Source organism: Acinetobacter sp. FDAARGOS_515, assembly GCF_003938865.1.
GTDB classification, from domain to species: Bacteria; Pseudomonadota; Gammaproteobacteria; order Pseudomonadales; family Moraxellaceae; genus Acinetobacter; species Acinetobacter ursingii.
The window spans coordinates 1,632,210-1,656,007 of the sequence record NZ_RKIX01000003.1 but is presented as its reverse complement, the minus strand read 5'-3'; the positions used below and the strand labels follow the sequence as shown (position 1 = coordinate 1,656,007).

The following is a 23,798-nucleotide window of genomic DNA, read 5'->3' as shown; positions in this document are numbered from 1 at the left end:
TGATTTACCAGATCTGACACTCAAAATATTGCGGCTCATCTTTACAGCGTAATTTTTTGATCAGTTTGACAAAGCGCGGATCATAAAAAAAGTTCTGGGAATATTGATTGCGTACTTTAGCAATGACCACATTATAAGCTTGTTTCTCAGTGGCAGAGACATCCATCCAATAATACGCGGGTAATCGATTTTCCCAGCGTATCACTTGTCCCACCAATACTCTTGCCTGTCCTGCAAACCAATGCCGCATATTCACACCAAAATCTGATGGGTATTCAGCAGCGCGAATCACAATATTTAAGCCTGTATAGACCACTGGAAAATTGATGACTCGGGTCGATTCACCAAACTCTTTTCTCAAATTATAAGCAAGTAAAGCATAAACAGGAACAGGTAAAATATCCACCTGATTACTTTTAAAGGCCTTGATTGCATTATCAAAACTCAAGGCAACAGGCTGTGCACGTACACTACGCACCAAAGCCGTTTGGGGCGGGACTTCAGCCAAAACACCAATCCGTTTATTTTTTAGGTCTGTCACTTTATAAAGCGTTGACGTTTTGAGCATCATATAGGTCATTCCCACAGGAATAAACCCGACCACCTCATACTCTCCTTGTTGCATGACAGAACGTAATGCAGGTTGGCTCAACAACTGAATAAAATGCTGCGCGGTTATATTATTTGTGATAAATCCCACACCAGCCGTACTTCCCATAAATGCATTATAGTTTCGAGTATTAAAGTTGGTTGCGACCAGACCTGAACATTTTTTCTGATTAAATTGTGCAATAGCCTCTGTTTCATGCTGATAAATTTTAAGTTGCAAATTGACCTGATCACGCTGTGCATAAAGCGCAATCTCTTTTAAACGCCGGGTAATATCCCCTTGCGCACCGACTGGATCATATACACACCATGTCTTTTCAACCGCTGCCACCTGTTGCACCACGATGAGCAAAAGCAAGCTTCCAAATGCCTGTTTAAACATCTTCCACCAATCTTGTATTTATCGGTTTAATTTAATTGTAGATGTTGCCGCATTCTTGAGTTTAATTAAATTATTGGCTTTGCCTATGTTGTTGCAGGCAGATTGTATAGTCATTAAAGCAAACTGGATGCTGTAATTGAAATCCCGTTTTGAGCATCCGTGTTGCATATAAGCGTTTTCCTGAAATTTCCTGACTGCTCAATTGTAGCTTTGGCAAATCGAGTTGTTGCTGGAACCACAAGATAATTTCATGTAAAGCTAAAGGGTGGTTATTGGTCACGATATAAGACGAATCAACATTTTTTAATGTCGATAAATACGCTAAAAATCTTGCCAAATCATCAATATGAATGCGGTTGCTATAATGAATCTTTGGGTAACTAATTGTGTTTTCTGCCATTTTTATTAAACGCACAACCGATTGACCATAGATCCCAGAAGGACGAATTATCACGGTCTGTTTCGGATATGCTGCCCGCCATTTTAATTCCATGTCACGCAAGATTTGTCCTTGCTCATCTACAGGTTGAATGGGCGATTCATCATCGACTTGCTCGCCCTGATGTTCACCATAAACCCGTGTTGATGACAGCACCATAATTCTTTGTACAGGATGCGATTTTAATGCATGAACGATTGGTTCAACTGAATCCAGATAGGTTTGACGATAGGCCTCTACACTACTTTCTGAAGGCGCCAAAGCCACATAGACCAAATCAATTGGTGCAAGATTGTCCAGATTAAGGTCATGCACATCTTGAATGAGGTGATTCGCGTACACATCTGTTTTCGGGCTACGGCTAATTGTGGTAATTTGATGTCGCTGTTGATTCGAGTTCTGTTCAAATAGAAATTGGGCAACGCGTTGAGATGTTTTACCATAACCAATAAATAAAATATGCATGCATGATCCTGATATAAAGGGTCCTGACTTGGAGAGATATGACTTCAGTCCAGCAGTTACAGGGTGTCGGTGGTGCTGCCGCTGCACTTTTGGAAAAACTTAATATTTTCACCACCGATGATCTTCTGTTTCACCTGCCGCGTGACTATGAAGATCGTAGCACGGTCATTCCCATGAACCAACTGGTGGTGGGACGTAGCTATTTGCTTGAAGGTGAAGTCAAAGCTCTGGACTTTCCACCCGGAAAACGTAAATCTCTGGCCGCTCTACTGCAAGATGACTCAGGTAAAGTTACCTTACGCTTTTATCATATTTATAAAAATCTGACTGATAAGTTAAAAGCAGGTCATCGTTTACGTGTTTTTGGGGAAGTTCGAGTCGGCGCGCGCGGCTTAGAGATGTATCATCCTGAAATACAACTGGTCACTGATCATAGCGCTTTACCTAAAACTCAGCTCACTGCGATTTATCCCAGTACAGAAGGTTTAACTCAACCCAAACTGCGTGAATATGTCAAACAGGCACTCAGACAATACAGCGATCATTTACCAGAATTATTGCCTGAACAATACACCAATGGTTATGCGCTGAAACAAGCTTTACAGTATATCCATGAACCCCCTGTCGATGCCAATATGCAGCAATTGGCACAAGGTTCACATCCCGCGCAACAACGACTGATTTTTGAAGAACTGGTCGCACATCAGGTCAGTTTACTCACCCGACGTGCCTATATTCGACAAATTGCTTCTCCCAGTTTTAGCCCAAGCAAGAGCCTTACCAAAGCCCTACTCGCCCAATTACCTTTTGAAATGACACAGGCCCAAAAACGAGTGTCCAAAGAAATTGTCACCGATCTCAAGCAAAACAAACCCATGCTACGCTTGGTACAAGGTGATGTCGGTGCAGGCAAAACCTTGGTTGCCGCTGTCGCTGCTTGTCATACATTAGAAGCAGGATGGCAAGTCGCGCTGATGGCACCGACTGAAATTTTGGCCGAGCAACATTATCTAAATTTTAAACGCTGGTTTGAGCCACTAGGGATACAAGTCGCGTGGCTGTCTGGAAAACAAAAAGGGAAGGCTCGTACACAGGCTGAACTAACTATTAAAACTGGCGAAGCACAATTGGTAGTGGGTACTCATGCGTTATTTCAGGATACCGTTGAATTCGCCAAATTAGGTTTGGTGATTATTGATGAACAACATCGATTTGGGGTCGATCAACGTTTGGCACTTCGTAATAAAGGGAATGATCAACTTACGCCACATCAGTTGGTAATGACAGCCACCCCGATTCCCCGTACATTGGCAATGAGTGCCTATGGCGATCTGGATACCTCCATCATTGATGAACTCCCGCCGGGACGTACCCCAATTCAAACCGTCACTATTCCACTCGATCGGCGCGAACACGTGCTGCAACGAATCGCCAGTAATTGCCGTGAGGGCAAACAGGCTTACTGGGTGTGTACACTGGTCGAACAGTTGGAAACCCTGGATGCTCAAGCCGCCGAAGCCACTTATCAGGAAATTAAAGAACGCTTTCCTGAACTGAATATCGGTCTAGTGCATGGCAAAATGAAAGCAGATGAAAAGCAAAATGTCATGCAAGCATTTAAAGACAATCAATTGCAACTACTCATTGCCACCACAGTCATTGAAGTCGGGGTAGATGTCCCAAATGCTTCTATTATGGTGATTGAAAATGCCGAGCGTTTTGGTCTTTCCCAGCTTCATCAATTACGTGGTCGCGTCGGACGCGGTGCAACCGCCAGTTTTTGTGCCTTACTCTATAAAACACCTTTATCGCAAAATGGACATGAACGATTATCCATTTTAAGAGAAAGTAACGATGGTTTTGTGATTGCGGAAAAAGATCTAGAAATTCGCGGCCCTGGAGAATTATTAGGAACCAAACAAACAGGTGATATGGGCTTTCGCGTAGCACGTCTGGAGCGTGATGATCATTTGCTGACACAAGCACATTATGTGGCAGAGCAGGTGCTAAAAAACTATCCAAAACAAGCCGATGCATTACTTAAACGTTGGCTACCAGAGGCACCTCGCTATGCCTATGTTTGATAATATTAAAGCCTCCATGCAACAGCTTGGGCAAAAACTTTTACCTTGCCGTTTATGTGAATCCAGTCCACGTTTAAAGCAATATGTTCTATGTAAAAGTTGCTGGCAGCAATTGCCTTGGCTGAAACAACCGATCCATCGGCATGAATTACAGATCATGGCGGCCTGTTACTATGATTATCCGATCGATCGTATTTTACAGCAGTTTAAATACGAACAAAAATTACATCACCAACCCTTACTCGATCAACTCCTTGCCCAGATGAAATATCCTAAAGTTCAGGCGATTGTCCCTATGCCAATCTCGGAGGCACGTTTGATCGAACGCGGTTATAATCAATCTTTGCTCTTGGCACAACAACTGGCAAAGAAACTCAATATTCCCGTCTGGCAACCAATTCATCGACTTGAACAACATTCTCAAAAAGGACTGAATCGAATAGAGCGGATTCAAGGCATAGAACAGCAGTTTGTTCTGTTAGAGAAACCCCAAATTCGCTACCGAAAAGTCTTGATCATTGATGATGTCGTCACGACTGGCAGCTCAATTTATGCATTACATCAAGCATTACAACAATTAGGATGCCAGCAGATTTACGCATGCTGCATTGCAGCAGCAAATCAAAACGCCAAAACTTAAAAATCGCTAAATCTTTAAATACTTTCGACACCATGGCATCACCACTTCACGCGTTAATGGTGCAAGTGCTGTAACTTGATCATCTAGCGTAACCCATTTCATTTCGGCAATCTCGGCTGCAATCTGCGGCGTCTGCTTTAATTGCGCCAAATAAACATAACTTACCAATTGATGATCGGGCTCATTGGCCGTTGCTGTTTCAAAACGTCCGACAAACTGATCAATCTGAATATCACAGCCGATTTCCTCTTTGATTTCTCTTGCAATCGCGTGTTCAGGCGGCTCATTTACTTCTAACTTACCGCCCACCTGCATAAACACGTGAGTATTTTTCTTACGCACCACCAAGAGCTCACCTGCCTCATTTAAAATAATCGCCGCGGCAACGGTAATTCTCTTAGCTGTGTTTTTTTTCACATCAACTTTTTCCACAGCGCTGTCTCAATGTTAAGGATGAACTTGCGTTTGTGCACCCCACTTCGGCGCGGCAGGTTGATAATGCTCAAAGGCATTTAAAATCACATCAATCTGATCTGATGCAATTAACTTCTCGACAAAACGCGACTGAGTAAAGCCTCGCTCTACTGTTCCTTGAATCATTTTGAGTAAATCATCATAAAAACCCTGAATATTTAAAAAAGCACAGGGTTTTTGATGAATTCCCAACTGTGACCACGTCCATTGTTCAAAAATTTCTTCCAGTGTGCCTGCTCCGCCTGGCAAAGCAATAAAACCATCCGAAAGTTCAGCCATTTTGGTTTTACGCTCGTGCATATTTTTTACGATATGCAATTCAGTTAGATTGGGATGGGCCAATTCACGATCAACCAAAGCGGTAGGAATGACTCCAATCACACGGCCGCCTGCCTGCAAGGCACTATCTGCAACCACACCCATCAGTCCTGAGCGACCACCGCCATACACCAGTGTTTTGCCCTGTCTGGCAATGGTTTCACCTGTCAACTGAGCGGCTTGTAAAAATAAAGGATCATTCCCAACGGCTGAACCACAAAAAATACAAATTGAATTCATAAAACTTTTAACCATGTTTTTAAGCTGTCATGCTTACAATATAAGCTTTAGCAAGATTTTTTCAGAAAAAACGACAACAATGAGTGTTTTTAAGTGAATCCTTGTCTAAAATACACCCATCAAATTTATCCATACTGCGCAAGGGAGAAAAGACATTATGCTTGAAGCCTTTTACGCCACAGAGCGCGGTAGCCTTGAAGATGCAACCATTAATGGTGGTTTTGATCTACATCAGGATCTGGTCTGGATCGATTTAATTGCACCCTCTCAAGAAGAGCAACAATGGGTCATTGATGCCTATGACCGAAATCTACCCACCCTCAAGTCACTTGAAGACATTTCATCCTCTGCCCGATTTTACCGCGATGATGATGGCATTTTGCATATCAGTACCTATTTTTTAACGAAAAATAAAAATTATCAGGTCGATGGCGATAATGAAGACACCAGTCATATCTTAGCAACGGTGCAAACGGTCGCATTTATTTTACATAAAGATCGGCTATTTACCATGCGTGGTGAAAAGCTGGTGGCATTTCGTGCATTTCGTGCCCGTGCACGACGTAACGACTATGACATGGATTATAAAGATCCGACTTGGATTTTACTCGGTTTACTCGAAGCTAAACTGGATGAGCTTGCGGATATCCTCGAAGATATCCACAAGGACTTGGAAAAATATTCTACAGAAGTGTTGAATAACCATCATCGTGAAAAGATTTTAGATTTGGATGACATGATTACTCGTTTGGCACAACAAGAAGACGTACTGGGTAAAGCGCAACTGTGTCTGATTGATTTACGTCGCGTCCTGACCTTTTTATCTCGTCCACGTGCTTTGGGCAGTCATATTTATGATGCGGACATTCGCGAGTTGAGTGAAGATGTTCGCTCACTGGTCGAACATGATGCCTTTTTATTCCAGAAAGTTCGTTTCTTGCTCGATACTACATCTGGATTCATTAATACCGAGCAGAACGATACCATTCGTCGCTTCTCGATTTTACCGAGTATGCTTGCACCACCGATGTTGATTGCCAGTATTTATGGGATGAATACAACGGAGTTACCCTTTGCCCATGGTGCTTTGAGTTTTTTAATTGTTGCAGCAATTTTGATGGTTTCATTTGTCGGGCCAATGATGTACTTCCGCTGGAAGAAATGGGTTTAAAATTATCGATATAAAAAAAGCACCGAGATTCGGTGCTTTTTTTATTGAAATTTAATTAGCTGTGCAGCAGGGTTAGATCATCCTGTAAATGACAAGACTGGATAATTTTGAGCATTTTTTCTGGTACATCCTGAAAATGTAACCCTTGTGCATTTGGTGTTTTTCTTAGCCATTGCACCAAAACTGCCAATGCCAAAGTACTACCATGCTGTAATTGGCTTAAATCCACCACCAAAGGAAAGTGTTGATGTTGTTGAATCAAACGGAGACCATCCTGATAAACCGTCTGTGCATTGTCAAAATCAATCTTTCCTGATAGCACCAAGTGCTGATCGACGATTTCAATCACAATAAACCTTCACTTATTTTTTGTTTACAGCCGCATCAGCATCTGGCTTAAAGTTGGCAATGGCTTTGTCCAGATTACCACCATTACGCTGTACCGTTGCAGCAAACTGGTTACGGAATTGCAAACCTAAATCGATACCAGACACATTGATATTACGAATTTTCCACTGACTGCTAGCATCGGTAAGCTGGAAGGAAACAGGAATCTTGTCGCCTTTGTTACTAAAATCAATCGTCACCACAGGGTTACGACTACCCGTTTCTTTATAAGGGCGTATGGTATAGCTTTGATTACTATATTTTGCGAACGCAGTGCCATAGTTTTCAATCAAAGTTTCACGGAAATTCTTTTCAAACTGCGCACGTTGCGCCGCGGTACTGTTTTGATTGGTCGCATAAGTTCCCATCACAATGCGGGTAAACGCTTGCGAATCAATATATGGATCAAGATTTTGACGTACAATTGCTTTTACAGCAGTCGGATTGTTTTGCAGCTTGGCATGATCTGCCTGTAAACGCGAAATAAAATTATCGGCAACACGTTTAATAAATGCTGGTGGCGCTTCTGCTGGCGCAGCAAATGCAGTACCTGCAAGAAGAGTAGATAGTACACTTGCAGTAAGGGTTTGTTTGAACAACGTCTTCACAAGAATCGCTCCTTAAAATTACTCAGTAAAAGAAGGTTCGGCACTATTGGATGCAGCCGCCTGTGGCTTTGACGCCGAGTCTTCTGCCGAGCCACCCGATGATGATTTATTGGCACCACCAGTAATAAACTTACTAATCAGATCTTCAAGATCCATTGTACCTTGAGTATTGGTAATATTTTCACCACGTTTTAAATAGTTAAATCCACCACCTGGTACAATTTTAAGATACTTTTCACCTAATAAACCGTTGGTTGCTATCATTATATAAGCATCTTCATCGATATTCGTGATGGATTTCATGTTGGCAATCAGTTTCTGTTCCATTTCTTTTTGTTGCGCAGCATTGGCTTGCGTATAATCAGAACTGTAACGTAACTCATCCAAAGCATTTTGTTGAACCGCTTTGAGCTGTTCTGCATTGAATGAAGTCAATTTTCCATCCAGATCAAAATCAACAGTCGCTAAACGAGTTACAGGATCAAGCGTAATCGATTCAACCCGTCCGACAGTTACGCCACTCATGGTGACTTTAGCACGTGATTTAAGACCATTCACATTATCAAAACGCGCCGTCATGTGATAACTGTCATTTAAATTGGTTCCAACCAGACCACTGACTTTCATCGCCAAAAAGAACAAGGCCACGCCAAAGATAATGACAAAAATCCCTACGGCCAGCTCACTAGTACGTGATTTCATTAAACACCTCCGAACATGACCGCAGTCAACACAAAGTCAAAACCTAAAACACACAGCGATGAATACACCACTGTACGAGTGGTTGATGTCGCAATACCTTCTGAAGTCGGTTCACAGGCATAGCCCTGATAAACCGCAATCCATGTACAAATCAGAGCAAATACAATACTTTTAATCACGGTTCCATTAAAAATGTCATGCATAAACTGAATCGAGCTTTGCATGCCACTCCAAAATGAACCATCATCCGCGCCCAAAAAATCGACGCCGACGACTTTACCACCAAAAATACCAATCGCAGCAAATATAATTGAGAGCATCGGTAAACTCACAATCCCAGCCCATAATCTAGGCGAAACCACACGTTTTAATGGATCAACCCCAATCATTTCCATACTGGAAAGTTGCTCTGTGGCTTTCATCAGACCAATTTCAGCAGTTAGCGCAGAGCCTGCACGTCCTGCAAATAATAACGCTGCTACAACAGGTGCAAGCTCACGCAACAAGGTCAGTGCAATTGCGGTGCCTAGCATGGCCTCACTACCAAAAGTCACCAGAATGTTATACATCTGCAAGCCAAGAACAGCCCCAATAAATAACCCAGATACAGCGATGATGAGTAAGGACATGACGCCAACACGGTACATTTGGTAGATAAATCGACCAAAACCACCCGCAGACGGCAAAGAAAAGATAATTTGTAGCAACATAACCGTTGCGTCACCAATTCCACGTACCCGCTCAATCACGAGTCGACCTAACCAGGCAATCGCATTCATGGATGTACCTCGTTACTTAAATATGCTTGATGGCTAAATTGATATTCAACGGGTCCTTCGGCAGAGCCTGTCAAAAATTGTTTTACAAAAGGTGAAGCTGAAGCCTGTAATTGTTCAGGTGTCCCCTCACCCTGAATTTTACCTTCAGCAATCACATAAATATAATCTGAAATTTCAAGTGTTTCAGCGACATCATGAGACACAATTATCGTGGTTAGATCTAATGCTTCGCGGAGTGAACGGATCAATCGCGTCAACACTCCTTTTACAATCGGATCCTGACCCGCAAAAGGCTCATCATACATAATCAAATCTGGATCAAGGGCAATGGCACGTGCTAGAGCCACACGACGATTCATACCGCCTGAAAGCTCTGTTGGCATCAGGTGTTCTGCACCGCGCAAACCGACGGATTCTAATTTAAGTCCGACCAATTCAGCGATTAAATGTTCTGGTAAATGGGTATGCGCACGAATGGGGAATGCCACATTTTCATAGACAGACATATCGGTAAAGAGTGCACCACTTTGAAACAGCATACCCATACGTGCCCGTGCGGCAAATAACTCTTGACGAGACATGCTGGCAATATCCTTACCATCAAGCAGAACCTCACCACGATCTGGAGTTAATTGTCCCCCAATTAATCGTAATAGTGTTGTTTTTCCTGTGCCTGATGGCCCCATGATGCCTGTAATTTGTCCACGTCGAATGGTTAAATCAACATTGTCATAGATGACGCGCTCCCCTCGATTAAAACTCAGATTTTTCACTTCAATCAGTGGCTGAGCTGTCGAAAGTATCGAATTATTCATAGCAGTATATGTTCCTGCATATTTTAAGCTCGCATAATATAGCACTGAACGTTTATGAAATTCTTGTTATTTAACAATGAAACGACCAATTACTTGATGAGCTGAATACTGTTATTTTGATGATCTTGCATTGCAAGTGCTTGTGGTGAAATGTCATGATGAACGTAGATACTATAAGAAAAATATAAAGCATTCCCAATTACTAGCGCTGCGCCAAGTTTGCGCAAATTGAAATGACGTAATCGGGACAAGAATTTTACATTAAGATCCTTTTTTTCTTTCATTTTTACAATAAAAACCTGACACGGTTCTCATATTATATATTTTTTGATAGTTTTATTACAAGAAAAAGCCGATGCATAAAAGCACCGGCTTTAAAATAACTTCAGAAATTAAATCTTAACGATCATTTTTACGTGAACGGTCACGACCAAAGTTTTCTTCGTTTACACCACGACGCGGACGGTCATCACCGAAACGTTTAGGACGGTCTTCACCACCAAAAGTACGTTTAGGACGATCTTCACCGCCAAAACTACGCTTTGGACGATCTTCACCAAATGAGCGTTGTGGACGGTCACCAAAACCACCTTCGCGACGTGCTGGACGATCACCAAAATCACGTTTTGGACGATCACCGAAACCACCCTCACGACGTGGTTTGTAATCTACGCGATTACCACGGTTGTCATCATTTGATTCGAAACGCGGTTTATCATTAAAACCACCTTCACGACGTGGACGGTCAGAATTGAATTCGCGGCGCGGACGATCTTCACCACCGAAGCTACGTTTTGGACGATCTTCAAAACCGCCTTCACGACGTGGACGGTCAGAATTGAACTCGCGACGCGGACGATCTTCACCACCGAAGCTACGTTTTGGACGATCTTCAAAACCACCTTCACGACGTGGACGGTCAGAATTGAACTCGCGACGCGGACGATCTTCACCGCCAAATGCAGGACGTTCACCACGTGGTTTATCATCGAAGCTACGACGCGGACGATCATCACGACCACCTTCACGGCGTTTAAAGTTGCTTTCGCCTTCAAAACGACGACCGCCACCAAAACCACCGCGACCGCCTTCACGACGACCACCACCGTTACCACCGCGACCACGACCACCGCCATCACGACCTGAACGCGCAGGAGGTGGAGATGGCTCTAAGCCTTCGATTTCAGAAACGCTCAAACGCGCTTCTAAATAATCTTCAAGGGCACGAATTTTACCGCGCTCACGATAAGTTGCTAAAGTAATCGCCTGACCTGTACGACCTGCACGACCTGTACGACCGATACGATGCACATAATCTTCGTGTTTCATTGGCAAGCCAAAGTTAATCACGTGAGAAATAGTCGGTACGTCTAAACCACGCGCAGCAACGTCAGTCGCAACCAAGATTTTAGCTTTACCTTCACGAATGCTACGCAAACGGCGGTTACGCACGGTTTGTGGCATCGCACCATGAAGTGCAACCACTGAATGACCTGCTTCAGCAAGTTCTTCAGCCAGCATGTCTGTGTCTTCTTGTGTGCTTGCAAACACCACAGCCTGATCTAGATTTTCATCACTTAACCAGTGAGTCAGCAATTTTTTCTTATGCTCAAAACCATCAGTCCAGTGTAAAGTCTGGGTAATGTCAGTATTGGTTGAATGACCTGTCTCAATCGCAATACGCATTGGATCCTGCATCATGCATTCAGCAAGACGGATGATACGATCAGCAAATGTTGCAGAGAACATCAACGTTTGTTTACGGTTTGCAGCTAATTCGCTAATCGCTTCCAAATCTTCAGAGAAACCAAGATCAAGCATACGATCCGCTTCATCGACAATCAAAGCATCTACTTTGTCTAATTTAATTTGACGACGATTGACCAAATCCAACAAACGGCCTGGAGTAGCAACCACTACTTGCGCGCCTTTTAATTGTTGAATTTGTTTTGCAAATGGCATACCACCCATAATCGCAGCGATACGAACACCTTTCATATGACGTACAAATGCAATCGCATCTTGACTGACTTGTTGAGCCAATTCACGTGTTGGTGAAATCACTAAAATATTCGGTTGAGTTACTGCTTTCATGCGTTCTTTAAACGGAACAAAAGTGTCCTGACCAGCAAGCGCATGTAATGTTGGTAATAAAAATGCTGCTGTTTTACCAGAACCAGTTTGGCTTGATACTAAAAGGTCTTTACCTTCAATAGCAGCTGGAATCGCTTGTTCTTGCACAGGGGTTGGTGAAGTGAAACCAAGGTCCTGTAGTGCTTGTTGTAAAGATTCGTGTAGAGAGAAATCGGCAAAAGTTTTGCTCATAGAGAGTTTCACCCTGATGGGTGCTCCATTTTAATAAATACAAATATGGACATCGACAAAAGGCGGCACGGCATCTTAGGCTGAATAGTTTATATTCAACAGCAATCCGAATAACGACGATGTAGACTATACGCACGCATGATTACGGCCGGAACCTGAAGAATCGCTGAGCGATTTGGGCGCAATGAATGGTCCTCTCTATGGACGGCGTGCGCATACAATGAATAGAACAGAATGTTCAGGTAATGAACGGAAATTTAAGTGCGTGGCGAGAGTATAACAGAAAGTTTTTAAAAGTCACCTTTTTTAATAGGTTTTTACATAAAATCAAACAAGTTAACTTACTCTCTGCAATAAACAATTGCATAAGAAATATAAGCTATTGATTCAAATTGTTTTTAATATTATTTACCACTTCTAATGGCTGTACATCTGTAAGCTTGATTTGACAGGGTAATTGAGAATAAATATGAAATCTCTGTATTATTTTATCGCGTTCTTTCTCTGCTGAGGCTTTTAAATAGGATCGATTCATTTGTCTTTCGACAATTTCCTGCACACAAATTTCAAAACTTAACGAAGGAAGCAATACAAAAGTTAAAGAATGTTCAAGTATTTGCTTTTTGAGCTCTAAATAATTTAAATGAATGTCTTCTGGATAAGTCATAAAACCAGAAGAGCAGACCACAATTACATTACTTCCTTTTTGATGAACCTTATGCATTATGGTTAAGTAACACTCAATATTTTTTTGTGCATAATATGCATAACCAAATTGGTCAATATATGTGGAAATATCGCCCACAGTTTGCATAAAGTATAAATCCAGATCAAAACAATCCCAGCCAAGTTGTGATGCTAACAACTGTGCAGTTGTTGTTTTTCCAGCTCCACCTGGACCAATCAAATAAATCATCATGACTTTATTTCTATTTCTCTTATTGTAAAAAAAAGCCCTCAAATTTTCATGAGAGCTTTTTTAATGCATCGATTCAGCTTACTTCGCCATTTCGCCCCATGCAGGTACAACCGTTTGCATCAATGGCTTTAACATTTTTAATGAAGATGCCAGAACCTGACCATTTTCCATTGAATCATTGCCACCACGGGCATCGACCACAACACCGCCTGCTTCTTTGACAATCAATTCACCCGCAGCAATATCCCACGGTTTTAGACCTACTTCAAAGAAGCCATCAAAACGACCCGCAGCAACATAAGCCAAATCTAACGCAGCAGAACCTGCACGACGAATATGCGCTCCCGCTTGAGTCACTGCTAGCAATGAAGCAAAATGTTGCTCGGCATAAGATACCACTTCGCCATTACGCATCGCACGATACGGATGACCCACTGCTAAGAAAGCATTTTCTAGATTGTCACGGACATTGACACGGATACGGCGCTGATTCATCACAGCACCGCGACCACGACTCGCTGAAAATAATTCATCGCGAACTGGATCGTAAATCACACCATGTTGGGTAATGCCTTTATGTTGCACAGCAATAGATATACAAAAATGTGGAAAACCGTTGATAAAGTTTTGTGTGCCATCTAATGGGTCAATTACCCAACACCAGTCGGCATCATGACCTTTACCTTCTTGTAGGCCAAACTCCTCGCCTAGAAAGCTGTGGTTCTTATAACTTTTACGTAAAGTATCAATGGTCAGTTGTTCTAAATAACGGTCAACACGTGTTACTGGACCTTCAATGCCTTTTTCTTCAACTTGTAGATCGAGCTTATGACGATTTTGATGTGCTTTTAAAAGCTCTTGACCAACTAATTGAGCTGCACGCGCAGCCATGACCACCATAGGTTCCATTGAACACCCACTACAAGTTTGAAGATTTTGACAAAGAATAATGCATAAAAGCGCGCAGATTCTATCAAATTAGCGCGCTTTTGGGTAAAAAATGTTAGGATTTTTTTAACTGAAGAATTTAAGCTGTCTGTACAAGCTTTAACCACACTTTTTCTATGGCTTTCTGGATACCTTCCGCATCTAGCCCACAACTCTGTAACATCTGTGCATGTGTGGCTTGAGCCAGAAAACTATCAGCTAAGCCTAAGTTCAGTATTGGTTTCAAGATTTGTGCTTTGGCCAAAAACTCATTTACGGCACTGCCTGCACCTGCCATAACCGCATGCTCTTCAACTGTCACAAATAAACTGGTTTTTTCTGCGAAATCACGAATGATTTGTTCGTCAAATGGTTTCACAAAGCGCATATTGATGACACGTACCCCAATATCATGCAATTTGCTGAGTTCAACAGCCGCTTCAATAGCTGCCGTCACACGACTACCAAAGGCAAGAATGCTAATTTGTTCATCATATTCGGCGTGGTATTCCGCTACAATTTCAGCTTTGCCTATTTCGAGCGCGGTCAATGTTTGCTGAATTTCCACACCAATTCCATTACCACGTGGGTAACGAACAGCAGCAGGCCCTACGTGTAAATACGCGGTATGTAGCATTTGGCGACATTCATTTTCGTCTTTAGGCGCCATGATCACCATGTTTGGCACGGTACGCATATAGGCATAATCATAGACACCTGCATGCGTTGGGCCATCTTCACCCACTAAACCCGCACGATCAATACCAAAAGTCACATCCAGATTCTGTAAAGCTACATCGTGAATCAGCTGATCATAACCGCGTTGCAAAAAGGTCGAGTAAATTGCCACAACTGGTTTTAAGCCTTCACACGCCATGCCCGCAGCCAAAGTGACTGCATGTTGCTCAGCGATCGCTACATCAAAGAAACGTTCAGGATATTGCTTGGCAAATTTCACCATGCCCGACCCTTCACACATCGCGGGGGTAATCGCTAAAAGTCGATCATCCTGCTCCGCTTGATCACATAACCATTGCCCAAAGACATCAGAATATTTTGGAGGTAATTTCTTTGCTGGTGCAGTCGCGACTGGTGCAATTTTGGTAATGGCATGATAGGTGATCGGGTCAGCTTCAGCGGGCTTAAATCCTTTGCCTTTTTTAGTATAGACATGAACCAGACGAGGTCCTTTACGTTTTTTCAGCGCATTGAAAACATTGACCAGTTGTTCAACATCATGCCCATCAAAAGGGCCAAAATAATCAAAACCAATAGCTTTAAATAAGTTATCTGCGGCATCAGTAGCAGACTGATGTAACCGTGAATTATATGTCCATTGTGGATGAGGCTGTACATAAGCCTCACCCTCGTCATTGATATTGACTGAATGACCATGTTCCCAAATGGCTGCCAAATGTTTGGCAAAGCCACCTGTGCTACAGGAGATGGACATGTCGTTGTCATTTAAAACCACAATTAGATCTGCATCATGTGCCACAGCATCATTCATGGCTTCAAAAGCCATACCAGCGGTCATGGCGCCATCACCCACAATACACACCACTTCGCATGGATTTTGCTGATAACGGCGCGCAAGTGACATACCCAATCCTGCCGAAATTGCAGTTGAAGAATGCCCAACACCAAAAGTATCAAATACAGATTCTTCACGCGCAGGGAATGCAGCCAGACCATGTTGAGCACGAATCGTGGTCAATTGTTCACGACGCCCCGTCAATACTTTGTGCGGATAAGCCTGATGACCCACATCCCAGATCAAACGATCATGCGGGGTATTAAAACTATAATGAAGCGCAACGGTCAGCTCGATCACACCTAAATTTGCGCCAAAGTGCCCGCCACTTTGTCCTGCCGCATATAAAATAAACTGACGCAACTCATCAGCCACTTGAGTCAATTGGCCTTGCTCGAGCTGACGTAATTGTTGTGGATGATCAACTTCATCTAACAATGGCGTAACAGGGCGTTGAGTTGGTATTTCGGTATACAACATATGTGGCAAAGCCTTTTTAAGCCTGGCAAATCCTAAGCTGGGTAAATGGGATTCGATATGATGAATGACATCATAATCTTATCGAATTTAAAGTCACCTTCAATCAGCCACATTTCTAACAAGGTCGCATGGAAATTTTCCCTGCGGCGTGGTTGGCTAGATTATCCAGAATAATCTTACTGTTTATCAACTATTATCGTGTGCATTATACAAAAAAGAAATTATTATGCATAAATTCAGCAGTTCAATTCTACCAATATATGACCAGTACGCTATACTTTAGCCGTTTTCCTGATGAGATATGTAATTAGTGGCTATCGAATTTGTCGCAACGTCAAAACTCCCGACCAAGTTTGGTGACTTCAATATTTCGGTGTTTCAAGATCCTGAAACGGGTGAAGAGCATGTCGCATTATCCAAAGGTTTAGAAAGTGCGCCGAATGAACCTGTGCTGGTGCGTATTCATTCTGAGTGTCTCACGGGCGATGCTTTTGCCTCACTCAAATGTGATTGCGGCCCGCAGTTGCAGGCGACACAACAGCTCATTAATGATACGGGTAAAGGCGTTATTTTATATTTGCGTCAGGAAGGCCGTGGTATTGGATTGACCAATAAAATCCGTGCTTATGCTTTACAGGATCAGGGACACGACACAGTCGATGCCAATCTTTTATTGAATCTTCCTGCGGATGCACGTCACTATGATATGTGTACCATTATGCTGGATCATTTGCAGGTCAAAGCAGTTAAATTAATCACCAATAATCCTCTCAAATTAAAAGCTTTGACTGATTTGGGGATCAATGTAGTTGAGCGTGTTCCACTCACGGTTGGACGTAATCCTTTTAATGAGCATTACTTGAAAACTAAACGTGAACGTATGGATCATTTATATAAAAAAGATGATTTCTAATTTCACGTTATTCTCGCATTTACATTTCAAGGGATTTTATTCATTGACTGAATAAAATCCTTTTTTTACTTATTCTCACGCTTTCTATATGCTTCATCTAAAGAAAATAAGATCATTTGAGGTCCTCATGCAGCATCCAACTTCGGCTGATATTCTACGAGTACGTGAATTTTTACTCGATCTACAGGCACGGATTTGTGCTGCCTTAGAACAACAAGAACAACGCGGCGGCGGTTCTGCACAATTTATGATTGATGACTGGCAACGTGCAGAAGGTGGCGGCGGACGCTCTCGTGTTTTGCAAGACGGAGAAGTGATCGAAAAAGGCGGCGTGATGTTTTCACATATTGATATTCGCCAACTCCCCTCTTCTGCGACACAGCGTCATCCCAATATCGCAGGTGCCAAAGCGCAAGCATTAGGCGTGTCATTGGTGATTCATCCTAAAAATCCCAACATTCCCACCTCTCATGCCAATGTGCGCTTATTTGTCGCTGAACCCGAAGGTCAGGAGCCCATCTGGTGGTTTGGCGGTGGTTTTGATTTAACGCCGTTTTATCCAGACAATCAAGATATCAAACATTGGCATCAAACTGCTTTTGATTTGTGTCAGCCTTTTGGCGAACATGTTTATGCTGAACATAAAAAATGGTGTGATGATTATTTTTATTTGAAACATCGCGATGAACAACGTGGCATTGGTGGTTTATTTTTTGATGACTTAAATCAGTGGGATTTTGACACTTGTTTTGACTACATCAAAGCCGTTGGCAATGGTTATCTCGATGCTATTCTTCCAATTTTTGAGAAACATCGCGAACAACCTTATACCGAAACACAGCGAGAATTTCAGTTATATCGACGTGGTCGCTATGTCGAATACAATCTGGTGTATGACCGTGGTACGTTATTTGGTCTACAAACAGGCGGACGAATTGAATCAATTCTAGTCAGTCTTCCTAATCTTGCCGCTTGGTCTTATCGTCCAGAATGGGATGAACACTCGATTGAGAAGCAACTCACTGATTATTATCTAAAACCTCATGATTGGTTAGCAGAACTGTAATATTCACTTGCAAATGAGAGTATTTATTATTAAATCGTCTCTTGAATGTTGGCCGTAATGCGTTATGCTGCTAGTACATGAAAGTTCATGTCATTACATGATTGAAAAAAGCCCCCACACAGTAAAGCAGCAACTGTTTGTCATCTTGATTTCATATTGTTTTGATCTAATTTGAAAAAAATGAAAGGGTCATATTATGTCTAACATTTTAGAAAAGCATCGTATGCTGGTTTTATATGCCTTGATTGCTACTGTAGTGATTTCTTCTGGTATTACCATCGAATATGAAAATGTTTATTCAGACAGTATTTCGATTTCTGTGACTGTGCTTGCTGGTATAGGTTTATTTTTGGCTGCTGTGATTTTCTTCATTGAAGAAATTGAATCCATTTGTAATCCATAATATTCCGATACGATCAAAACTTCGATATAAACCCCTACAAAATTTCACACATCTCGTTGTTGAAAATAACAATCTCCGAATACCCAAAACTTAAAGCATCCACAAACATAAAAGCCGCCTGATTCAGACGACTTTTATCTATTTTTAAATTTTAAATATTATTTAAATCAAGAATCTGCCAACTTAAACTCAATCCGGCGATTACGGAATTTACCTTGTTCAGTTTCGTTATCTGCCACTGGATGTTCAGAACCATAACCTACTGCTTTTAAGCTTGAACTACTTACGCCTTTTCCAGTTAAATAATCCACAACTGCTTGCGCACGTTTTTGTGAAAGCGCTTTATTGGTCTCAGCATTCCCCGTTGAGTCGGTATAACCTTCTACATTTAAGGAAAGATTCGGCACTTTTTGCAATAACGTCGCAGCCTGATCCAACACGGCTTTATTGGCATCTGGAATATCAGCAGAACCACTAGCAAAATTAATAATTTGCATATTTAATGCGTGAACGATCTGTTCAGGCGTTGAAGATTCATTGAGCCCAGACAACGCCTGCGTACTGGCATCAATACTATTATTCACAGACTGTTCAACATTTAAAGGAGCAGCTGAAACGACATTTAATTCAGGCGCCAATGCTTTAAGTTTTTCAATCAGACCTTTTAGAGCATTTGCATCTGGTGCATTCACCGTGAGTTGATCACCCACCCATGCAATACTTGCGTTCGGAACAGCTTTGACCAAGTTTAAAATACTTTCTAGTTTATCTTGTGCAGGTAACTGTGTGGCATAAGCTGAATCTGTGGCGATATTACATTGGGTGCCTGCACCAAAGACTTTAGCCAATGCCGCTTGCAGCATAGAACCCAGACCATTATCACCTACATTGGACTGACAACCTAAAACCTGATTTCCTGTTCCAGAAGTCAAACTTAGGGATGCAGGAGACGTAGCAGCCACTGTTGGCGCGACTTCAGAACTTGCTGTAGGCTCTGCAACACTGTTCGGTGCAGGTGTTTGTTTTTGGCAAGAACGCCAGAATAATAAAAGTAATAAGGCAAGAATAATTAAAGCTAGCCACGGCAGGAACTTTTTAAAGCCGCCTCCCGATGAATCTGCGGGTGGTGTTTTGAATGACTGGCTGGCCGATGCCGCATGAAATAAGCTGCCCAAACCCAAACCTGATAAAATAGGTGCTGACCATGCTGGGAGCTGACTGGTTATTTGAGATAGATAAGAACCGATGTAAGAAACAATATTTTCCTCACCCACCTCCTCTTTCAACGCTCTGGCACTGAGAGGAATCGCGTGATTGAAAAGAGATTCGATCGTTGCGGGCTGTAAACTATGATGTTTTGAAAATGCATCCAGAATTTCATTTAAAACGCCTTGATGATTTCCCAACAACTCCTGTAGCGGTGCCTGACTGCCATGTAATATGCTATTTAATCGGTCAGGAAATTTATGAAATAACGCCAGCATAATCGGGTAAAACTGTTTAAGTAATGAGGCCTTTTTATCGATATCGATTTCGAGTTGACTATGGTCGACCACCAACGGTGTCACTCTCTCCGCCAGAAGCTCTAGCGGGTTGAAGTTTGATGTCATTATTGTTCTCCATTTTTGTTGTGTCACAACTTAAATTATTAAGCGATATTATTTATAAGAAGAAATATCCAATAGCGTTTACATTTTGATCAGATCAAAAAAATTAGGCAATTACTCGCAACATAAACACATCATAAAGCTACAAATGCATGCACAAAGGCCTTCTAACAATCTTGCTGAAACCTCATTTATTTTGCGGTCATTTTTAGCGTATAGTGATGCCATTTTTTGATAGTGATGGAGCTTCGCAATGACAGGACAATTTGCGGTAATTGGCAATCCGATTGAGCAATCACGTTCTCCAGAGTTACATTATGCTTTTGCTGAAAAATTAGGGATTACATTGAATTATCAAAAGCGTCTGGCGCCTTTAGATGGTTTTGAAAAAAGTGTCACTGAGTTCTTTGTACAGGGCGGTTCAGGAATGAATGTGACTGTACCTTTTAAAGAGCAAGCCTATGCAATGTGTGACGTTCTTACAGAGCGCGCGCAGATTGCCAAAGCAGTCAATACTTTGTGGAAAAAAGACGGGCAGTTATTTGGCGACAATACTGATGGACAAGGTCTGGTCGATGCCATTTTGGCGTTGAATTGGTCACTCAAAAATACTCGTATTTTAATTTTGGGTGCGGGTGGAGCAACGCGAGGCGTGATTTATCCATTGGTTAAAGCAGGTGCAAAACAGATCACGATTGCCAACCGTACACTCACCCGAGCAGAACAATTAATCAATGATCTTGAATCTTCTGTTCCAGAGGCTCAACTGAATATGATGGAGCTTTCTAAACTCTCAGGTGAATATGATTTGGTTATCAATGCAACATCTGCCAGTCTCAGTGGTGAGGCATTAGTGTTACCGTCAGAGCTTAAATTTCATCATGCTTATGAAATGGCTTATGGCAAACCATCCACCTTTATTGATCAAGCCAAAGCTCGTGGTGTGCCAACGGCTGAAGGTTTTGGTATGCTCGTTGGTCAGGCTGTAGAAGCTTTTGCCATTTGGCATGGTGTTAAACCAGAAATCAAAGAATTCCTGTAAATACATGATTAAATCAACATATAAATAAGCTACATCCATCTTGGAACGTAGCTTGCTATTTCAAAAATATGGTTCTTATTCAGTCAACATCTGACGATAGAGCTGTTCGAATAATTGATAATCAATATATTCCAAATGCTGTTGAGTCAATCCCTGTAAAGATTGTTCAGTCAGTTTATGTTGATGCGCATCTACAAAGGCCTGTCCTAAGATTTTAGAGGTCTGAATCAACAGTGGGCGTGTTGATAAATCAACGCCCTCTTGTTTTTCAAAAAGGGCCTGATACTGAACTGCAAACAGTTGTTGCGGTTTTTTATAACTTTTCTTGAGTTGCTGCCACTGCTGCCGTTCTCCTGACTGCGTCATTGCCTGAGTTACAATCTCATCCACCGTAGCACCGAGCTCTTGATCAAATTGCTCATCCACCTCTAAATGATGCTTTTGCTGTAAGGCCTGAATTTGTTTGAGTGCCTGTCCTTGCGGGTTATAAATATCGTCATCGGAGAACCAATATGCATAAACTCGCGCAATATCTTTTAAATCTTGTGGAGAAAAATGTTTCACATATTCAGGCTCATTTGCACTCAAATGAGCAATAAAAATGGCGTTAAATGTTTTTTCATAAGAATGCGTTTGCTCATAAACCTGAGCCGCCAATTGCTGAAGCTGTTCATCCCATGACCATGAAGCATTTGTAGGGGAATCTGTTTCATTCTCTAATGACCGGGTTAGACCACCCACGACTTTTTCAAGAAAAGAACCCTTACTCACTTCACTCAGTGATTTTGCCTGTTTAAGCTGTTGACGAGAAATGGGGGTGCCTTTCCCATAATTACTGACCTGCATCTCCATATTAAAATGCATACGTCGATTGGTTTGAGGCAATAAAAGACTCAGGTCATAATCAGCACTGACCAAACGCCCTTGTGCATCTAAGCCCACATTCATCGTCAAAGGTGTGCGCGCTTTGACAGCGGGCAAAGTTTTATCAATTTCAGACTGATGTTTAAGCCAAAGTGCTTTAAATGCTTGATCATCAATGAATTGATTTTGATCATAAGCTGCAAAAGTGCTTTCTAATTTCTTTTGTTGAATCTGCTGATCGTTGTTACTGCTTTGAGCGGTGCCGAACAGATCGATTCCATAATATTCTTGACAATAATGGATATCACCGTAGAACATCGATTTTTGAGATCGTTGCAAATCCGTACATTGCGCTTCAGTTAAAAGCATTGAATCCTGACTTTGGCTAAGGTCATGATCTTCAGCATCAGGTAATAACACATCAGTATTTGCTTGAATTTCATCCTCCGTTTGATCGGACTGCTTAGCAAGATCGGACTCTGTAACCCCCAATTTTTCAGTCACCATCGCGTACAGTTTTCGACTGGCATCATGCGCCTCAAGTTCAGGAGACTGATTTGCAGAAGTTTCGGAAGCTTTTTTTGCCAATGCCGCTGCTTTGTTATCTGCCCATTGCTCAAATGAGTTTTCTTTAAAGCCTAATACTGACTGAGTTAAATATTGTGCATTGACTTTATTATAAAGATCAGTTTGCAACATCACTTCTTCTAAAGTACTGTTTATACGTATTTTTCTAACAATGCCTGCTGATCTATCCTGATCACTTAACGGCAATGTCTGGAACTGTTCAGGTTGAGCCAATACATAAGACACCGCACCTGAAGCTTTGAGATATTCCACCAACTTTTTCAAATCAACTTGTTTAAAAATATTTTGATATTTGGAGAAATCGATATAAGCAAGATTGCTCTGATTTTCGCGATTAACCAAATACGGCATAAACGCAAAATAGTTGGTATAAAATTTATAATCTTTAAAATCCAAAATCATCGGCAATTTCGCCTGTACCAATAATGTTGGCTTTTCATAACGTGCGGTTAAATTGAACGATCCCATTCGTTCACGATAATGTACCGACCCATCGTAACTAAACTGCACATCGTTGAGGATATTGATCCCAATATCCATCATTTTATCTAAATTACCCAAAGACCCCTGATTATTTGCACGTAGGCTTTGTTGCGCAATTGCACCATATAACTGTTGTTTTTGTTGTGCAGAGAGGCGAACTCCTTGTTCAAGCAAAGAACGATCAAGCTTTTGTTGTAGCTTTTGATCAAGTTTTTGCTCAGATGCAGCATTCTTTACGGTATTGTTTTGCGGCTTTGGCTGAATTTCGACTTTAAATTGACCAGAATAATCATAACTTGGCGTTTCATAGATTGCATTTAAACCAGAAATGATACGCTCACGATTGGTTTGATTCACCGAATTGGTTTTAATGACATGTTGAGTGCACCCCGAAAGACTTAAACCAAGTACACAATATGTTAAATATTTTAAACGCACTTTCACGCTTTACACCTTTAATATAGTTATAGTTACTAGCCTAATATGATTATTTTTAAATCAGAACCATACACTCGGACTTTATCAGAAAATCAT

At 41.8% G+C, this 23,798-nt stretch carries 23 protein-coding genes; 7 read left to right on the top strand and 16 right to left on the bottom strand.

The genetic code is table 11. The annotated features are described in order from the left end of the window. Positions 1-4 precede the first annotated feature (4 nt). Together EGS47_RS09385 and EGS47_RS09380 are read right to left on the bottom strand one after the other, a co-directional pair. Positions 5-991, bottom strand: coding sequence for a putative solute-binding protein (locus EGS47_RS09385; protein WP_119686760.1), 987 nt, complete (start codon positions 989-991; stop codon positions 5-7). A gap of 70 nt (positions 992-1,061) precedes the next feature. Beyond that, positions 1,062-1,895, bottom strand: coding sequence for an NAD-dependent epimerase/dehydratase family protein (locus tag EGS47_RS09380; protein WP_119686759.1), 834 nt, complete (start codon positions 1,893-1,895; stop codon positions 1,062-1,064). A 38-nt stretch (positions 1,896-1,933) separates the two neighbouring features. Here EGS47_RS09380 and recG point away from each other — a divergent pair, with 38 nt between their 5' ends. Together recG and EGS47_RS09370 are read left to right on the top strand one after the other, a co-directional pair. Then, positions 1,934-3,979: an ATP-dependent DNA helicase RecG gene (gene recG, locus EGS47_RS09375; protein WP_125269567.1), complete on the top strand. Its 2,046-nt coding sequence runs from the start codon at positions 1,934-1,936 to the stop codon at positions 3,977-3,979. Further along, entirely contained in the window at positions 3,966-4,619 is a 654-nt protein-coding gene (locus tag EGS47_RS09370; protein WP_005001993.1) for a ComF family protein, read from the top strand. The genes recG and EGS47_RS09370 overlap by 14 nt, the downstream gene beginning before the upstream one ends. 6 nt (positions 4,620-4,625) lie before the next feature. Here the strand turns inward: EGS47_RS09370 and EGS47_RS09365 are convergent, their stop codons facing one another. Beyond that, positions 4,626-5,051, bottom strand: a complete 426-nt coding sequence (locus EGS47_RS09365; protein WP_005001991.1) for an NUDIX hydrolase — start codon at positions 5,049-5,051, stop codon at positions 4,626-4,628. Between the two features lie 15 nt (positions 5,052-5,066). After that, entirely contained in the window at positions 5,067-5,651 is a 585-nt protein-coding gene (locus EGS47_RS09360) for a TIGR00730 family Rossman fold protein (RefSeq protein ID WP_010588689.1), read from the bottom strand. 157 nt (positions 5,652-5,808) lie between these two features. Between EGS47_RS09360 and EGS47_RS09355 the strand changes: the two genes are divergently transcribed. Then, the gene (locus EGS47_RS09355) at positions 5,809-6,822 is read left to right on the top strand and encodes a CorA family divalent cation transporter (protein WP_004985290.1); all 1,014 of its coding nucleotides are present in this window, start codon (positions 5,809-5,811) and stop codon (positions 6,820-6,822) included. 55 nt (positions 6,823-6,877) lie between these two features. Here EGS47_RS09355 and EGS47_RS09350 read toward each other — a convergent pair whose 3' ends face one another. From EGS47_RS09350 to dxs, 10 genes are all read right to left on the bottom strand, one after another. Next, positions 6,878-7,171, bottom strand: coding sequence for an STAS domain-containing protein (locus tag EGS47_RS09350; protein ID WP_005001989.1), 294 nt, complete (start codon positions 7,169-7,171; stop codon positions 6,878-6,880). Between the two features lie 13 nt (positions 7,172-7,184). Continuing rightward, a complete protein-coding gene (locus EGS47_RS09345; RefSeq protein ID WP_005001987.1) occupies positions 7,185-7,817 on the bottom strand; it encodes an MlaC/ttg2D family ABC transporter substrate-binding protein in 633 nt (210 codons plus the stop codon). An 18-nt stretch (positions 7,818-7,835) separates the two neighbouring features. Further along, positions 7,836-8,519, bottom strand: coding sequence for an outer membrane lipid asymmetry maintenance protein MlaD (locus EGS47_RS09340; protein WP_119686758.1), 684 nt, complete (start codon positions 8,517-8,519; stop codon positions 7,836-7,838). Further along, positions 8,519-9,298, bottom strand: a complete 780-nt coding sequence (mlaE, locus tag EGS47_RS09335) for a lipid asymmetry maintenance ABC transporter permease subunit MlaE (RefSeq protein WP_004985283.1) — start codon at positions 9,296-9,298, stop codon at positions 8,519-8,521. Before mlaE ends, EGS47_RS09340 begins: the two co-directional genes overlap by 1 nt. After that, the gene (locus EGS47_RS09330) at positions 9,295-10,113 is read right to left on the bottom strand and encodes an ABC transporter ATP-binding protein (RefSeq protein WP_004985282.1); all 819 of its coding nucleotides are present in this window, start codon (positions 10,111-10,113) and stop codon (positions 9,295-9,297) included. Before EGS47_RS09330 ends, mlaE begins: the two co-directional genes overlap by 4 nt. An 89-nt stretch (positions 10,114-10,202) precedes the next feature. After that, a complete protein-coding gene (locus tag EGS47_RS09325; protein WP_004985281.1) occupies positions 10,203-10,397 on the bottom strand; it encodes a hypothetical protein in 195 nt (64 codons plus the stop codon). Positions 10,398-10,512: 115 nt separating this feature from the next. Next, entirely contained in the window at positions 10,513-12,438 is a 1,926-nt protein-coding gene (locus EGS47_RS09320) for a DEAD/DEAH box helicase (RefSeq protein ID WP_049175968.1), read from the bottom strand. A 379-nt stretch (positions 12,439-12,817) separates the two neighbouring features. Next, complete coding sequence (locus tag EGS47_RS09315; RefSeq protein ID WP_119686757.1) at positions 12,818-13,357, bottom strand: shikimate kinase; 540 nt, start codon at positions 13,355-13,357, stop codon at positions 12,818-12,820. Positions 13,358-13,435: 78 nt separating this feature from the next. Next, positions 13,436-14,266 (bottom strand): inositol monophosphatase family protein, encoded by an 831-nt coding sequence (locus tag EGS47_RS09310; RefSeq protein WP_004985277.1) that lies wholly within the window; start codon positions 14,264-14,266, stop codon positions 13,436-13,438. Positions 14,267-14,384: 118 nt separating this feature from the next. Then, positions 14,385-16,298 carry a 1-deoxy-D-xylulose-5-phosphate synthase gene (dxs, locus tag EGS47_RS09305; RefSeq protein ID WP_119686756.1) on the bottom strand — a complete coding sequence of 638 codons (1,914 nt, stop codon included), beginning with the start codon at positions 16,296-16,298 and terminating at the stop codon, positions 14,385-14,387. A gap of 310 nt (positions 16,299-16,608) precedes the next feature. On the opposite strand from dxs, the gene ribA reads away from it, so the two are divergent. The 3 genes from ribA to EGS47_RS09290 all read left to right on the top strand — a co-directional run bounded on the left by ribA (position 16,609) and on the right by EGS47_RS09290 (position 18,680). Further along, positions 16,609-17,211: a GTP cyclohydrolase II gene (ribA, locus tag EGS47_RS09300; protein WP_004985274.1), complete on the top strand. Its 603-nt coding sequence runs from the start codon at positions 16,609-16,611 to the stop codon at positions 17,209-17,211. A gap of 127 nt (positions 17,212-17,338) precedes the next feature. Continuing rightward, a complete protein-coding gene (gene hemF / locus EGS47_RS09295) occupies positions 17,339-18,277 on the top strand; it encodes an oxygen-dependent coproporphyrinogen oxidase (protein ID WP_049175970.1) in 939 nt (312 codons plus the stop codon). A gap of 196 nt (positions 18,278-18,473) precedes the next feature. Next, positions 18,474-18,680, top strand: a complete 207-nt coding sequence (locus EGS47_RS09290; protein WP_004985269.1) for a hypothetical protein — start codon at positions 18,474-18,476, stop codon at positions 18,678-18,680. 167 nt (positions 18,681-18,847) lie between these two features. Here the strand turns inward: EGS47_RS09290 and EGS47_RS09285 are convergent, their stop codons facing one another. Beyond that, positions 18,848-20,290: an OmpA family protein gene (locus EGS47_RS09285; RefSeq protein WP_119686755.1), complete on the bottom strand. Its 1,443-nt coding sequence runs from the start codon at positions 20,288-20,290 to the stop codon at positions 18,848-18,850. Between the two features lie 250 nt (positions 20,291-20,540). Here EGS47_RS09285 and aroE point away from each other — a divergent pair, with 250 nt between their 5' ends. Then, entirely contained in the window at positions 20,541-21,329 is a 789-nt protein-coding gene (gene aroE / locus EGS47_RS09280) for a shikimate dehydrogenase (RefSeq protein ID WP_119686754.1), read from the top strand. A gap of 75 nt (positions 21,330-21,404) precedes the next feature. Here the strand turns inward: aroE and EGS47_RS09275 are convergent, their stop codons facing one another. Next, on the bottom strand, positions 21,405-23,708 hold the full coding sequence (locus EGS47_RS09275) for a hypothetical protein (protein ID WP_306307815.1): 2,304 nt from the start codon (positions 23,706-23,708) through the stop codon (positions 21,405-21,407). Positions 23,709-23,798: the final 90 nt, after the last annotated feature.

Coding starts and splice junctions, on each gene's coding strand:
- EGS47_RS09320 (WP_049175968.1), bottom strand. CDS start 12,438: ATGAGCAAAACTTTTGCCGATTTCTCTCTACACGAATCTTTACAACAA.
- EGS47_RS09315 (WP_119686757.1), bottom strand. CDS start 13,357: ATGATGATTTATTTGATTGGTCCAGGTGGAGCTGGAAAAACAACAACT.
- EGS47_RS09380 (WP_119686759.1), bottom strand. CDS start 1,895: ATGCATATTTTATTTATTGGTTATGGTAAAACATCTCAACGCGTTGCC.
- EGS47_RS09385 (WP_119686760.1), bottom strand. CDS start 991: ATGTTTAAACAGGCATTTGGAAGCTTGCTTTTGCTCATCGTGGTGCAA.
- EGS47_RS09325 (WP_004985281.1), bottom strand. CDS start 10,397: ATGAAAGAAAAAAAGGATCTTAATGTAAAATTCTTGTCCCGATTACGT.
- mlaE (WP_004985283.1), bottom strand. CDS start 9,298: ATGAATGCGATTGCCTGGTTAGGTCGACTCGTGATTGAGCGGGTACGT.
- EGS47_RS09290 (WP_004985269.1), top strand. CDS start 18,474: ATGTCTAACATTTTAGAAAAGCATCGTATGCTGGTTTTATATGCCTTG.
- aroE (WP_119686754.1), top strand. CDS start 20,541: ATGACAGGACAATTTGCGGTAATTGGCAATCCGATTGAGCAATCACGT.
- recG (WP_125269567.1), top strand. CDS start 1,934: ATGACTTCAGTCCAGCAGTTACAGGGTGTCGGTGGTGCTGCCGCTGCA.
- EGS47_RS09310 (WP_004985277.1), bottom strand. CDS start 14,266: ATGGAACCTATGGTGGTCATGGCTGCGCGTGCAGCTCAATTAGTTGGT.
- dxs (WP_119686756.1), bottom strand. CDS start 16,298: ATGTTGTATACCGAAATACCAACTCAACGCCCTGTTACGCCATTGTTA.
- EGS47_RS09370 (WP_005001993.1), top strand. CDS start 3,966: ATGCCTATGTTTGATAATATTAAAGCCTCCATGCAACAGCTTGGGCAA.
- hemF (WP_049175970.1), top strand. CDS start 17,339: ATGCAGCATCCAACTTCGGCTGATATTCTACGAGTACGTGAATTTTTA.
- EGS47_RS09355 (WP_004985290.1), top strand. CDS start 5,809: ATGCTTGAAGCCTTTTACGCCACAGAGCGCGGTAGCCTTGAAGATGCA.
- EGS47_RS09360 (WP_010588689.1), bottom strand. CDS start 5,651: ATGAATTCAATTTGTATTTTTTGTGGTTCAGCCGTTGGGAATGATCCT.
- EGS47_RS09340 (WP_119686758.1), bottom strand. CDS start 8,519: ATGAAATCACGTACTAGTGAGCTGGCCGTAGGGATTTTTGTCATTATC.
- EGS47_RS09285 (WP_119686755.1), bottom strand. CDS start 20,290: ATGACATCAAACTTCAACCCGCTAGAGCTTCTGGCGGAGAGAGTGACA.
- EGS47_RS09330 (WP_004985282.1), bottom strand. CDS start 10,113: ATGAATAATTCGATACTTTCGACAGCTCAGCCACTGATTGAAGTGAAA.